Origin of the sequence: Paenibacillus sp. AR247, from assembly GCF_002968895.1 — a bacterium.
Lineage (GTDB): Bacteria > Bacillota > Bacilli > Paenibacillales > Paenibacillaceae > Paenibacillus_AQ > Paenibacillus_AQ favisporus.
Window position 1 is genome coordinate 1,715,139 of sequence record NZ_PCZT01000009.1, and the last position, 13,934, is coordinate 1,729,072.

The window sequence follows — 13,934 nt, forward strand, 5'->3', positions numbered from 1 at the left end:
TTCTTCTTTGACAATATCATGCAGCACTTCTTTGACATCTTTCAAGAGCTCAGGCGTCTCTATGTATTTTTGTTCAAAGAAAGTTACCGTTTCTTCGTTGATCGCATCAATTGCGTCCTGGCGGGCATGCTTCTCGGCGATACGTACCGCTTCTACGAGGCGCTGTGCAGCGAATTCGCGTACTTCGGCATTAACCTGGGCGTCAACCGCATGGAGCTTCACTTCCATTTTCGGTTTGCCGGCTTTTTGCGTCAGTTCGTCAATGACGGAAACGATCTTTTTGATCTCCTCGTGACCGAACATAATCGCTTCCAGCATCGTTTCCTCAGGAACCTCGTTCGCCTCGGCTTCAACCATCATGATGGCGTCTCTGGTGCCTGCAACGACCAGGTAAATATCACTTTTCTCCTGCTGCGCGATGTCCGGATTAATAATAAATTGTCCGTCTACACGTCCTACGATGACACCGCCGATCGGTCCGTCAAACGGCACGTCCGAAATACTCAGCGCTGCGGAAGTACCGATCATGGCCGCAATATCCGGCGAGCAGTCCTGATCCACGCTCATGACAAGGTTCAGCACCTGCACATCGTTACGGAAGCCTTCCGGGAACAGCGGACGAATCGGGCGGTCGGTCAGACGGCTGGCCAGAATGGCCTTCTCACTCGGTCTGCCTTCCCGTTTGATAAAGCCCCCCGGGATTTTACCTACGGCATACAATCTTTCTTCATAGTTTACAGTCAGCGGAAAAAAGTCCAGATCCTTCGGTTCGCTGGAGGCGGTCACTGTACAAAGTACGGCCGTTTCCCCGTAGCGGACCATCACGGCGGCGTTAGCCTGCTTCGCGAGGCGTCCGGTCTCCATGACCAGGGTTCTGCCGCCCAACTGCATTTCAACACGACTTTCCATGAAATCCCTCCTTTATTACTCAATCAGTATTCCCCAGATGGGGATAATTCATATAGTCCTGCATAAAAAGCAACCCGGTTGCCCCGCTGTCACTCCTAGAAGGACAAACGGTGAACAACCAGGCTGCTTTCCGTAGAACAATATGGATTATTAACGACGCAATCCAAGTTTTTCAATCAGAGCGCTATAGCGTTTAACATCCTTGTTTTTCAAGTATGCCAACAGCTTACGGCGTTGACCGACCATTTTCAAAAGACCGCGACGGGAATGATGATCCTTCTTGTGCGTACGCAGGTGGTCTGTCAAATTAACGATGTTCTCCGTAAGGATAGCAATTTGCACTTCAGGAGATCCTGTATCGGACTCATGAGTTTTGTGCTCTTCGATCAGTTGTTGTTTGCGTTCTTGAGTCAATGCCATCCTGTTCACCTCCTTAACATAAATAATCGCCGTTAGCCTAGAAACCGTCGGTGAGATCGTGTATCCAAGCTAAGGTTTCCTTCAGCCCATAGGCATCCAGCAACGTTTATCAGTATAGCATACTTCACCGGCAAAAGTAAATGTTCGCCAGCGCGTAAGCTTTAGCGGCCCGACTTCAAAAGTTCTCTGGCGCGATCCGCGTCCGCCTGGATCTGGGCGATGAGTTCCGGTACGGAAGGGAACTTCCGCTCATTCCGGATAAAATGGACCAGTTCCACCGAGACCTGCTCGCCGTAAATTTCCCGGTCAAAGTCAAACAAGTGAACCTCAAAGCTTGGCACCGTTTCGTTCTCATGAAACGTTGGTTTGACCCCCACATTCATGACGCCGGGAAAAATCCTTCCGTTCAAAAAGGCTCGTACCGCGTAGACACCCTTAACCGGAATGACGAACTTATCGTCCAGTTTCAGGTTGGCCGTCGGAAAACCGATGGTACGGCCGCGTTTTTCTCCGCCGACAACGGTTCCGCGCAGCCGGTAGCTGCGGCCGAGCAGACGGCCGGCCCGCTCCAGGTCACCCCTTTGCAGCGCTTTGCGAATTTCCGTACTGCTGACCTTGCCGCCTTCCAGCTCGAACGGCGGGATGACTTCGACGTCCAGCCGGCCGTTCCCCAGCAGGCGGAGCATCTCGGCATTGCCTTCCCCCTTGTGGCCAAAGCGGAAATCAAAACCGACCACGGCCGCCTCGATGCCCAAGGGAAACAGCATGCCTTCCACAAATTCCTGCGGACTTACATGGGAAAAGGAATCGTTAAACTCAACGACGTATACGATATCGACCCCCAGGCCGGCCAGCAGCTCCTGCTTCTCCTGCAGGGGCGTCAAGCTGCCCTCGTAGTCCCCTTTCTTCATCACGTCCTTCGGATGCGGATGGAATGTCATGACGGCCGAAGGGATGTGCTTGCCCTTTGCCAGATTCACCGCAGAAGAGATGACACTGGCATGACCAAGGTGCACTCCGTCGAACTGTCCGATGGCTGCGACCTGCGGCTGGGTATGCTCCCGGATGACCTCCGCAGGCAGCGGGTACGATAAATATACGGTCTTCACTGTTCTTTCACCTGCAATTCCATAGATAATCATTATGACTCTGGCAGAAATACCTTGACCGGAGCGATGGCCCCCGTCTCTGCCTGTTTTTCGAAAATGCCGAGAAACGTTCCCTTTGGATCATACAGTCGTATGCATCCGGGCAGTATGACCTCCGGCGTAACCGCTCTGCCCGAGAGCCTCTGACCCTGCAAGGCGGCAGCCGCCTTGTCCTCGGCCACAGTATGTGCCGGAAGATGCCGGACCGCTTCGTCGACCGGAATCAAATGCTCGTCCAGCTCACCCGTCGCCGTCAGGCGCTCGATATCTTCGAGCGTGAGGCACTTCGAAGCCGGAATTCCTGCCGACATCGTGCGCTCCAGCTTCACCATCGTTGACGGCAGATGCAGAGCCCGCCCGATATCTACGCATAACGTCCGAATGTACGTCCCCTTGGAGCACAGAACCCGAAAGGAAATGTCCAGATAAGGCCCTTGCCAGGCCGAGCCGGTCATTTCAATTTCGTGAATCGTCACCTCGCGGCTTTTGCGCTCAACCGTCTTGCCCTCCCGGGCCAGCTCGTAGAGCCGTTTGCCTCCGACCTTGACCGCAGAGTACATGGGGGGCACCTGGGAAATCGTCCCTTCAAAAGAGTGGAGCACCTTCTCCACATCTTCCGGCGTGACATGGACCTCGTCCACAGATTCCGTGACCGTACCGGTCAAATCCTCAGTGTCGGTGGCAATGCCCAGCCGCAGGGTAGCTGCATATTCCTTCGGAAGCTCCTGCATGTACTCCACCACCCGGGTCGCCCGGCCGAGGCAGAGCGGCAGAACACCGGTAACTTCGGGATCCAAGGTTCCGGTGTGCCCAATCCGCTTCATTTTCAATATACGGCGCGCCTTGGCAACGACATCGTGGGAAGTCATCCCCGCCGGCTTGTCGATGGCCAATACACCTTCTAAGCTGCTCATAAAAATTGTCTCACCCGTTCTATAACCTGAGGAATAATCGAATCCAGTGTTCCTTCGATCCGGCACCCCGCTGCGCGGACATGCCCGCCGCCACCAAACGACTGCGCCAGTGCGGCTACGTCAACTTTGCCTGCAGAACGCAGGCTTACTTTGACCGCTTGGTCATTGATCACTTTGAATAAAATGCCGACCTCGACGCCCTGAATATTCCGCGGATAGTTCACGATTCCTTCCAGGTCATCATTCCTTCCAGGTCATCATTGGCAGCGCCGGCCTCCACCATATGCTCGGGAGTGACGTATACCCAGCTGATTTTGCCGTCCGGCGTCATCTCGAGTGTGTTCAACGCTTTGACCAGCACCTTCATCTGGGGCAGGGTCATTGCCTCAAGCAGGGTCTCCGACAGCTCCGGCCCGTTGACCCCATAGCCGAGCAGCTCGGAAGCCGCCGCCATCACTTTAGGGGACGTATTGGAATAACGGAAACCGCCGGTGTCCGTCAGCAGCCCGGTGTAGATCGCGGTCGCTATCTCCTTCGTCCATTGAAATCCGAAAGCATGGATCAGATCATACAAAATTTCGGCCGTCGCCGCAGCGTCCGGCTTGATCAGCGTCGCGCTCCCGTAACCGTTGTTGGTCGGGTGGTGATCGATGTTTAAGATCAAGGCATCCGGAGCGAAACATTGCTGCGTCAATCCCACTCTCCCAAAATCGGCGCAATCCACACAAATGACATGCTTGAATGAACGTTCCGGTGGATGAAGCTCCATATTCACGATCTGCTCTGACAGGCATAAAAATTTCATCCGTTCAGGAATCGGCCCTTCATTGATCAGAGTAAATTTTTTGCCCAGACATGAGAGAAGCCAGCCCACGGCAACTGTGGAACTGACTGCATCTCCGTCCGGCTGAATATGAGACACTACAAGATAATCATCATGCGTCAGCAAAAACTCCTTTGCCTGCTCAAGCGATTGTTCATAGGTCTGCATTGGCCGTCTCCTTTAAATCTTTTATTTAGTTATCTTCGTTTTTTTCCGATTTCACCGAGGAGCTTCTCGATGTGACTGCCATACGCGATGGATTCGTCAACTTAAAAATCAGCTCCGGGGTATGGCGCAGCCGGACTCGCTTGCCGAGCTCCGAGCGGAGAAAGCCATTCGCCTTCTCCAGAGCCTTCAGCGTGTTGTTCTTCTGCTCGTTATCCCCCAGAACGCTTAAATAAACTTTCGCCTGCGACAAATCGTTCGTCACATCCACACCGGTTACGGTAACGAAACCGATGCGCGGGTCCTTCAGTTCGCTTTGGATAAGCTGGCTCAGCTCTTTCTTGATCTGCTCTCCAACCCGTCCAGCCCGAATTTTAGCCATGCCTGTTCACCTCTCTACTTGCGCTCCACCGTTTCCATGATGAACGCTTCAATAACGTCGCCTTCCTTGACGTCATTATAGCTTTCCAAAGTAATGCCACATTCATAACCCTGTGCCACTTCTTTAGCGTCGTCCTTGAAACGTTTGAGCGTATCGATCTTACCTTCATGGATGACGATGCCGTCGCGGATCAGGCGGACTTCGGCGTTACGCGCGATCTTGCCTGATGTAACCATACATCCGGCAATCGTACCCACTTTGCTGATTTTGAAGAGGTTGCGCACTTCCGCGTGGCCGATAACCACTTCTTTATATTCCGGATCCAGCATGCCCTTCATGGCCTGCTCGATTTCTTCAATGACGTTGTAAATGACGCGATGCAGGCGGATATCCACTTTTTCCTGCTCGGCGGTTGCACCAGCCTGCGGATCTGGACGGACGTTAAAGCCGATGACGATCGCATTGGACGCCGCTGCCAGAATGATATCGGACTCGGTAATTGCCCCTGCGCCGCTGTGGATGATTTTGACGCGAACGCCTTCCACTTCGATCTTGGAGAGCGAGCCTTTCAGCGCTTCGACCGAACCCTGCACGTCGCCTTTGATGATGACGTTCAGGTCCTTGATCTCGCCGTCCTTGATGTGCTTGAACAGATCGTCCAGCGTGACGCGGACGTTGCTGCCAAGATCGGACTGACGCTGGGTGATGGCGCGTTTCTCGGCAATCGAACGGGCCTTGCGCTCGTCTTCAAATACCATGAACGGATCGCCGGCAAGCGGAACCTCGGTCAGACCGGTGATTTCCACCGGCGTAGACGGTCCAGCTTCCTTCAAACGGCGTCCCTTGTCGTTGACCATCGCCCGGACGCGGCCAAAGCAGTTGCCTGCCACAAACGCATCCCCGACTTTCAGCGTACCGTGCTGTACCAGCACGCGGGCCACCGGTCCGCGGCCTTTATCCAGCTCGGCCTCGATCACCGCACCGCGGGCGCGTTTGTCCGGATTCGCTTTGTATTCGTTCACTTCGGCGACCAGAAGGATCATCTCAAGCAGATCCTCAAGCCCCATTCTTTGCTTCGCGGATACGTTGACGAAAATCGTGTCTCCGCCCCACTCTTCCGGAACGAGACCGTATTCGGTCAGCTCCTGCTTCACTTTATCCGGATTAGCATCCGGTTTGTCGATTTTGTTCACTGCCACGATGATCGGCAGCTCGGCCGCCTTCGCGTGGTTGATAGCTTCCACCGTCTGCGGCATGACGCCGTCGTCGGCAGCGACCACAATGATCGTAATGTCGGTAATTTGCGCACCGCGCGCACGCATGGCCGTAAACGCTTCGTGGCCCGGCGTATCAAGGAACGTGATCTTCTTGCTGTTGATCTCCACCTGATAAGCACCGATGTGCTGGGTGATGCCTCCGGCTTCGCCGCCGGTTACGTTCGTGGAACGGATGGCATCCAACAGCGTCGTTTTACCATGGTCGACGTGACCCATAATGGTGACAACCGGCGGACGCGACTTCAGATCAGCCGGATCGTCGTTCTCTTCGACGGTCTCGAAGCGATCGTCCTCGACCACGATCTTCACTTCGACTTCGACGCCGAATTCGCCGGCAAGCAGCAAAATCGTATCGATGTCGAGTTCCTGGTTGATCGTTGCCATGACGCCCATCTGGATCAGCTTCTTAATGACTTCGGAAGCATCCTTATGAAGCAGTTTGGCCGTTTCGCCAACGGTCATGTTGCCGCGGACGATAATCTTCTTCGGCGTGTTGTCGATCTTCTCGCGCGGCGGCTGCTGAGACTGTTGTCTGCCGCGGTTGTTCTTACCGCCGCGATTGTTCCGGTTAAATCCTCCGCCCTGGCGGTTGTCGTCAAAGCGTTTCGAACCGTTGCTATTGCCGCGGTTCTGACCGCGATTGCCGCCGCCGCGGTTATCGTTGCTTCTGGAGAAGTTGTTGTCGCCGCCGGCGTTTCCTTGCGGACCGCGGTTTCCGGTGGATTGCTGCTGCGGGCGTCCTGCACCCGAGCGCTGGCCGCCACCCTGCTGCGACCCTTGAGGGCGATTGCCGCCTTGACCGGATCCTTGGGGGCGATTGCCGCCCTGGCCGGATCCTTGCGGACGGCCTCCTTGGGAACCTTGATTCCGGTTATTCGATCCGGCACCCGCGCCTTGCGGACGGTTGCCCGATCCATTCGATTGACCTTGCGGTCTGCTTTGCTGAGATCCTGAGTGACTTCTGCGGGAATCTTGCCCGCCCTGCGGTCTTTGCGACCCTGTTTGTGTGGTGTTATTCAATTTATTATTCATACCTACCTGCTTTTCCTGTTGTTTTTGTGATGGGTCCGATCCGGCTGCCCGGCCGCCCTGGTTACGCTGAGTGCCTGACTCGTTTCTGACCGCGGAAGTGCTCGCCACGGTCTGGCGGTCTCCGCCTTCCCGCTTGGCGGCCGCATTCGACTTAATATCCTTGAAAAATTGTTCCACCTTCGAGACCGCATCATTCTCCATAACGCTCATATGATTGTTAACGGGAATATCAAGCCTTTTCAAAATGGTTATGATTTCCTTACTGCTCATATTAAGTGATTTTGCATATTCGTACACGCGCAGCTTATCTTTACTGTCCTGTTTACTCAATATACTCCACCTCCGAATTATCTCCAAGACTCTTGGAGATCATTTCTGCGAATCCTTGATCCGTAATGGCGAGCACAACCCTTTCGGGCTTTCCAATGCTTGTGCCCAGGCTTTCCCGGTCAAATCCGATCACCAGAGGAATGTTGTATGTTCCGCATTTATCGCGGAACTTTTTTTGTGTATTGGCTGAGGCGTCAGCCGCCAGCATGACCAGTTTCGCTTCGGAAGTCCGGATCGCTTTCAGGACGATTTCGTCGCCGGTGACCACTTTCCCCGCCCGCATGGCAAGACCCAGGCGGGATAAAGTTTTACTCATCAACCGAACGTTCCTTTACGGCCAAAAATTCGTCTTCCACGAGCACAAAGTCATCTGCGAGCTGTTCGTAAATTTCCGGTTTGACATGATGCTTCAGAGCCCGATCCAGTGATTTGTTCTTCTGTGCCAGTTTAAAGCAAGATACTTTGCCGCAGAGGTAAGCCCCCCGGCCCGACTTCTTGCCAGTCAGGTCGATCAGCACTTCATCTTCCGGCGTTTTGACAATACGGATCAGTTCCTTCTTGGGCATCATTTCCTGGCATGCCACGCATTTGCGCAGCGGGACTTTTCTTTGTTTCATGCCGCGACCCCCGTCCTGTTTGGAATTAATCGACGGAGACGGAATCTTGATGCATTTCACCCGAGGATGTTTTCGGTCTGCCGAATTCCTGTTCCGCCTGGCTCTCACTCTTAATATCGATCTTCCATCCTGTCAGCTTGGCTGCAAGGCGGGCGTTTTGCCCTTTGATCCCGATCGCGAGAGACAATTGATAATCCGGCACGATGACACGTGCCATCTTCTCGTCCTCAAATACAATCACTTCCAGAACCTTGGAAGGGCTGAGGGCATTGGCCACATACTCTTCCACCTGTTCGGAATAACGGACGATGTCGATTTTTTCACCGCGCAGCTCATTGACAATGGTCTGCACACGCAAGCCTTTCGGCCCGACGCAGGAGCCGACAGGATCCACTTCCGGGTTGCGGGAATACACCGCGATCTTCGAGCGGAATCCGGCTTCACGGGCGACGGAGCGAATTTCCACGACACCGTCAAAAATTTCCGGAACCTCCAGCTCGAACAATCGCTTCAACAGCCCCGGATGCGTCCGGGACAGCATGATTTGCGGCCCCTTGGTCGTATTCTCCACCTTCGTGATGTAGGCTTTGATCCGGTCGGCGTGCTTGAACTTTTCGTTCGGCATCAGCTCGTTGAGCGGCAGCACCGCTTCCACCTTGCCCAGATCCACGTAGAAGTTGCGAGGATCCTGGCGCTGGACCGTACCGGTCACGATATCCTCTTCTTTGTCGACGAAGGCGTTATAAATCAGGCCGCGCTCCGCCTCACGGATCCGCTGCGTAACGACCTGTTTGGCCGTCTGGGCGGCAATCCGGCCGAAATCCCGGGGAGTGACCTCGATTTCCGCAATATCGTCAATTTGGAAATGCGGATTGATCTCGCGGGCGGCAGGCAGGGAAATTTCGGTGCGGGGATCCAGCACCTCTTCCACAATCAGCTTGCGGGCAAACACTTTGATAACCCCGGTATTCCGGTTCATGTCGACGCGAACGTTCTGCGCCGTGTTAAAATTCCGTTTGTAGCTGGAGATCAGCGCCGCCTCAATGGCTTCGAACAAAATGTCCTTGCTGATTCCTTTCTCTCTTTCCAACTCATTCATCGCTTCAATAAAATCCATACTCATTGGAAATCAATTCCCCCTTTCAAAGTGCAGCCATGTATTTAAAAAATAATCGCCAGTCTGGCGCTGGCAACTTTTGCATACGGGATGCTGTATTCCTTCTTGCCCGCAGAAATGACAAGAACGTCATCCTCGAACGAAAGAAGCCGGCCTTCAAATTCCTTCTGGCCTTCTACTTGCTCGTAAACCGTTACAAAAACNTCTTTGCCGACGGCTTTGGCTACGTCTTCCTTCTTCTTGAGCGGACGTTCGGCGCCAGGGGAGGAGACTTCCAGAAAGTAAGCTTCGGGAATCGGATCGTTCTACGTCCAGCTTCCCGCTACGAGATACTCGCTGATCATCCCGGAAGCAGCCCATCCCAGTGAGCAGTTCGATGATCGTCTTGCTCGCTTTGGATTTCTGCTGGAAATCCTCAATGGAGAGAAACTCCCCGTATTCACGGGCGGCGGCGATGTTCTTGGCCGCGTTATACCCGATACCGGCCAGCGCCGAGAACGGTGGAATCAACGATTCTCCGTCCACCGTAAACCGGGTCGCATCGGAACGGTACAGATCGATCGGCTTGAACGTAAAGCCGCGTGCGGTCATTTCCAGTGCCATCTCGAGGATCGAGAGCATGCTTTTTTCCTTGGTTGTCGCCTGGAAGCCCTTCTGCTCGATCTCTTCGATTTGCCGGTAGATGGCCTCATAGCCCTGGCAGCACAGCTCGATATCGAAGTCTTCTGCCCGGACCGAGAAGTAAGTGGCATAATATTCGATCGGATGGTACAGCTTGAAGTAAGCCGTGCGCACCGCAGAGATAACATATGCAGCGGCGTGTGCTTTCGGGAACATGTACTGGATTTTGAGACAGGAATCGATATACCACTGCGGCACCTTGCACCGCTTCATCTCCTCGATCCATTCCGGCGTCAAGCCCTTGCCCTTACGCACGCTTTCCGTAATTTTAAACGCCAGGCTCGCATCCATACCGGCTTTGTATATCAGGAACAGCATGATGTCGTCACGGCAGCCGATCACCGTTTTGATGTTGCAGGTGCCGTTCTTGATGAGCTCCTGCGCATTGCCGAGCCATACGCCCGTTCCGTGGGACAGGCCCGAAATCTGCAGCAAGTCGGCAAAGGAGGATGGCTTCGACTCAATCAGCATCTGGCGGACGAACTTCGTCCCCATCTCCGGCACGCCGTAGGTGGCCACCGGTGTCCGGATTTGTTCGGGCCTTACCCCGAGCGCCTCCGTTGAGTTGAACATGCTCATGACCTTCGGATCGTTCATCGGAATCGTCGTCGGATCGACCCCTGTCAAGTCCTGCAGCATCCGCATCATGGTCGGATCATCGTGCCCCAGAATATCAAGCTTGAGCAGGTTCGCGTCGAAGGCGTGATAATCGAAGTGGGTCGTCTTCCATTCCGCGTTCGTATCGTCAGCCGGGAATTGAACCGGCGTGATGTCTTCCACTTCCATGTAGTCAGGGACGACGACGATGCCGCCCGGGTGCTGGCCCGTGCTCCGCTTGACGCCGGTGCATCCGGCGGCGAGCCGGTTCAGCTCCGCTCCGCGCCACTTCTGGTGATGGTCTTCCTCATATTTTTTTGTATAACCAAATGCCGTTTTCTCCGCCACGGTACCGATGGTCCCTGCGCGGAATACACTTTTCTCGCCAAACAGCACTTTGGTGTAATTGTGGGCATGAGGCTGATATTCCCCGGAAAAGTTCAAGTCGATATCGGGAACCTTGTCGCCCTTAAAGCCAAGGAACGTTTCGAACGGGATATCCTGGCCTTCGCCCTTCAGCATTTGGCCGCAGTTCGGGCATTGCTTGTCCGGAAGGTCAAATCCGCTCGGCACGCTGCCGTCCAGGAACCATTCGCTGTGCTTGCATTCCGGATTTTTGCAAATATAATGCGCGGGCAGCGGGTTAACCTCGGAAATGCCGAGGAAGGTCGCGACGACAGACGATCCGACGGATCCCCGCGAACCGACAAGGTAGCCGTCCTGGTTCGACTTTTTCACCAGCCGCTCGGAAATGAGATAGTTGGCGGAGAAGCCGTATTTGATAATCGGCTCCAGCTCCTTCTCCAGCCGCGCGACGACAACTTCCGGCAGGTCTTCGCCATAAATCGACCGCGCCGTGGCATAGCAAGTGTTGCGAATTTCCTCATCCGCCCCCTCGATAATCGGCGTAAACAGCTTGTCCGGGAACAACTCGTACTCCTCAAAGCGGTCGGCCAGATCGTTGGTATTCTTCACAACCACTTCCATCGCCTTCTCCGGACCAAGGAACTCGAATTCCTCCAGCATCTCTTCCGTCGTCCGGAAATGGGCATCCGGCTTGCGGATATCCTTCAGCGGGCTGAAGCCCGTGATGCCGTGAATCGTAATGTCCCGGAACAGCTTGTCCCGCGGCTCCAGGTAGTGCACATTGCCGGTGGCAATCACGGGCTTGTTCAGCTTTTCCCCGATCTCGCACACCGTCTTGATGGCGTTCTTCAGCTCAACGGTGCTTCCGACGAGCCCTTTATCTACAAGGTGCATGTACATCGTCAACGGCTGAATTTCCAAAATATCATAGAACTCCGCCACCTCGGTCGCCTCCTCCACCGTCTTGTTCAACACGGTTTCGAAGAACTCGCCCTTCTCGCAGCCGGAGATGACCAGCAGCCCTTCGCGCATCTCCTCCAGCTTCGATTTCGGGATGCACGGCACCCGTTTGAAATATTCGGTGTGCGACATCGACACCAGCTTGTACAAGTTTTTCTTGCCGATCGCGTTCAGCGCGTAGATTCCGCAGTGGAACGGACGAGAATTGGACAGATCCTTGCCGACGTAATCGTTCAGGCGTTCCAGGCGGGTCAGCCCTTTGATCTTCTCGGCATCGGCCAGCAGTCCGTCCAGAATGCCGGCGAGGGCAATCGTATCGTCAATCGCCCGGTGGTGGCTTTCCAGCGCCACTTTATACTTATCCGCCAACGTGTTGAGGCGGTGGTTTTTCATCGTCGGGTGAAGCAATCTGGCCAGCTCCAGCGTATCCAGCGCCGGGTTGTCCAGTTCCGGCATGCCGAGCCCCTTCAGGGCAGCCTGGATGAAGCCCACGTCGAACCGTGCGTTGTGAGCCACAAGTACGCCGTCACCGACAAACTTGACGAAGTCCTGGATGACGGGCTCAAGCTCCGGCGCATCCTTGACCATCTCGTCGTTAATGTTGGTCAGCTGCTGGATGTGATACGGTATTTTTTCATGCGGGTTGACAAACGTAGCGTAACGGTCGACTTCCTTGCCTTCATGCATTTTGACGGCCGCAAGCTCGATGATTTTGTTGTTCGTGATCGACAGGCCGGTGGTCTCGATATCGAATACGATGTAAGTAGCAGACTTCAAGTCCATCGGCTTCGGCTGCATGACGACCGGAACGGAATCGTTCACCACGTTGGCCTCGACGCCGTAAATCATCTTGATCCCGTTTTTCTTCGCGGCTTTCGCCGCTTCGGGATAACACTGCACGCCACCGTGATCGGACACGGCAATCGCTTTGTGGCCCCACTTGGCGGCTGTCTTGATGTACTGGTCGATTGGCGTCACGGCGTCCATCGTGCTCATCGTCGTATGCAGGTGGAATTCCACCCGCTTCTCCGGAGCATTATCCTTGCGAGTAGGTGGCGCCTGGACTTCGATCAAATCCGAAGGGATCATGACCAGCTCGGGAATCGTCATAAAGCGGTCCATCTCGACGCGTCCGCGGGCTTTCACCCATTTGCCGTTGGCCAGCAGGCTCAGAACTTTGACATCTTCCTTCGTCTTGGCGAACATTTTCATCTGCAGGGAATCCGTAAAGTCCGTCAGGTTAAACATGAACAGCGTGCTGCCGTTGCGCAGCTCTTTGCGGTCCAGGCCAAAAATCGTGCCCTGAACCGTAATTTTCTTCTCTTCGTCCTGGATTTCCTGAATCGGAACCGGTTGCTCCTTAATATCGTAACCGACCTGAAGAAAGACTTCCTCATCGTCACCCTCAGCTGCGCGCGTCTCCGCCTCCATGCTGGAGATCATCTTCTGGATAACCTCACGCTCTTCCTCGAGCTTCTTCTGCTCGAACTCCTCGTACATTTCCCGCTGGATTTCGCCGACTTGAATTTTGACGCGGAGAGGAACCTCGAAGTAATGCGCGAAGAAACGAGTGAGCGCCTGGTCGATCTGCTTTTTTCTCGCCAGCTCCAGCGACGTATTGTCGGACATCGTGACCATGAGGGTTTCCCCGTCCAGCTCATGCTTAGCCCGGGCCATCCAGCCGTTGACGGAAGGAATTTCGCGGTGAACCCACTCCAGGAAAAGGTTCCAGTATGCGCCGACGATATCTTTGCGGTCTACTTCTTCCGCATATCTGAACACAAACGACAGCTTTGCAATATGCTGCATTTTCTCCTGAAGCCTCAGACAGAACGTCCGGTACACCTCACCGGGGACCAAGGTTTCCTTCCAGATGGTGATTCTCCATTCCTGATTGCTCCGGCTGATCTCCACCTGTTCGATATGACCATCCAGAAAATAGGGATCCACGATCGCGGGCGGTATTTCCCCCTGCTTCATCAGCAGCTCGAACCGTTTTCTCTTTTCCCCCACGTTTTCCATGCTCTCCTCCCCCTTTAAAGCGCTAATCCATAAACATGAAGAGCCTCTGTTCACAAAAATGTCTCGATCTCGTGCACCGACTCATTTCTGGCAGAAGCTCCTCATCATTATTTCATCCGGCCTCTCTACCGATCCGCCGGGTTCTTCCCTGCTTATGCGGGAAACGAATCAAAC

Annotated in this window: 7 protein-coding genes and 5 pseudogenes; all 12 read right to left on the minus strand. The window is 54.4% G+C overall.

What is annotated here, in order from left to right; genetic code table 11:
• Window positions 1–909: pseudogene (locus CPT76_RS16275) on the minus strand (polyribonucleotide nucleotidyltransferase); the annotation flags it as partial.
• A 150-nt stretch (window positions 910–1,059) separates the two neighbouring features.
• Window positions 1,060–1,329 carry a 30S ribosomal protein S15 gene (gene rpsO / locus CPT76_RS16280; RefSeq protein WP_076168040.1) on the minus strand — a complete coding sequence of 90 codons (270 nt, stop codon included), beginning with the start codon at window positions 1,327–1,329 and terminating at the stop codon, window positions 1,060–1,062.
• 161 nt (window positions 1,330–1,490) lie between these two features.
• A complete protein-coding gene (locus CPT76_RS16285) occupies window positions 1,491–2,438 on the minus strand; it encodes a bifunctional riboflavin kinase/FAD synthetase (protein WP_105443605.1) in 948 nt (315 codons plus the stop codon).
• Window positions 2,439–2,470: 32 nt separating this feature from the next.
• Window positions 2,471–3,391 (minus strand): tRNA pseudouridine(55) synthase TruB, encoded by a 921-nt coding sequence (gene truB, locus CPT76_RS16290; protein WP_105443606.1) that lies wholly within the window; start codon window positions 3,389–3,391, stop codon window positions 2,471–2,473.
• Window positions 3,388–4,382 (minus strand): annotated as a pseudogene (locus CPT76_RS16295) (DHH family phosphoesterase). Before CPT76_RS16295 ends, truB begins: the two are co-directional and overlap by 4 nt.
• A gap of 29 nt (window positions 4,383–4,411) precedes the next feature.
• Window positions 4,412–4,761, minus strand: a pseudogene (gene rbfA, locus CPT76_RS16300) (30S ribosome-binding factor RbfA).
• 14 nt (window positions 4,762–4,775) lie between these two features.
• Window positions 4,776–7,400 (minus strand): translation initiation factor IF-2, encoded by a 2,625-nt coding sequence (gene infB, locus CPT76_RS16305; RefSeq protein ID WP_105443607.1) that lies wholly within the window; start codon window positions 7,398–7,400, stop codon window positions 4,776–4,778.
• Window positions 7,393–7,716, minus strand: a complete 324-nt coding sequence (locus CPT76_RS16310; protein WP_105443608.1) for a YlxQ family RNA-binding protein — start codon at window positions 7,714–7,716, stop codon at window positions 7,393–7,395. Before CPT76_RS16310 ends, infB begins: the two co-directional genes overlap by 8 nt.
• Entirely contained in the window at window positions 7,709–8,017 is a 309-nt protein-coding gene (gene rnpM, locus CPT76_RS16315; protein WP_076168056.1) for an RNase P modulator RnpM, read from the minus strand. Before rnpM ends, CPT76_RS16310 begins: the two co-directional genes overlap by 8 nt.
• 25 nt (window positions 8,018–8,042) lie before the next feature.
• The gene (nusA, locus tag CPT76_RS16320) at window positions 8,043–9,140 is read right to left on the minus strand and encodes a transcription termination factor NusA (RefSeq protein ID WP_105443609.1); all 1,098 of its coding nucleotides are present in this window, start codon (window positions 9,138–9,140) and stop codon (window positions 8,043–8,045) included.
• A 38-nt stretch (window positions 9,141–9,178) separates the two neighbouring features.
• Window positions 9,179–9,439: pseudogene (locus CPT76_RS41485) on the minus strand (ribosome maturation factor RimP); the annotation flags it as partial.
• Between the two features lie 40 nt (window positions 9,440–9,479).
• Window positions 9,480–13,760: pseudogene (locus CPT76_RS16330) on the minus strand (PolC-type DNA polymerase III); the annotation flags it as partial.
• Window positions 13,761–13,934: the final 174 nt, after the last annotated feature.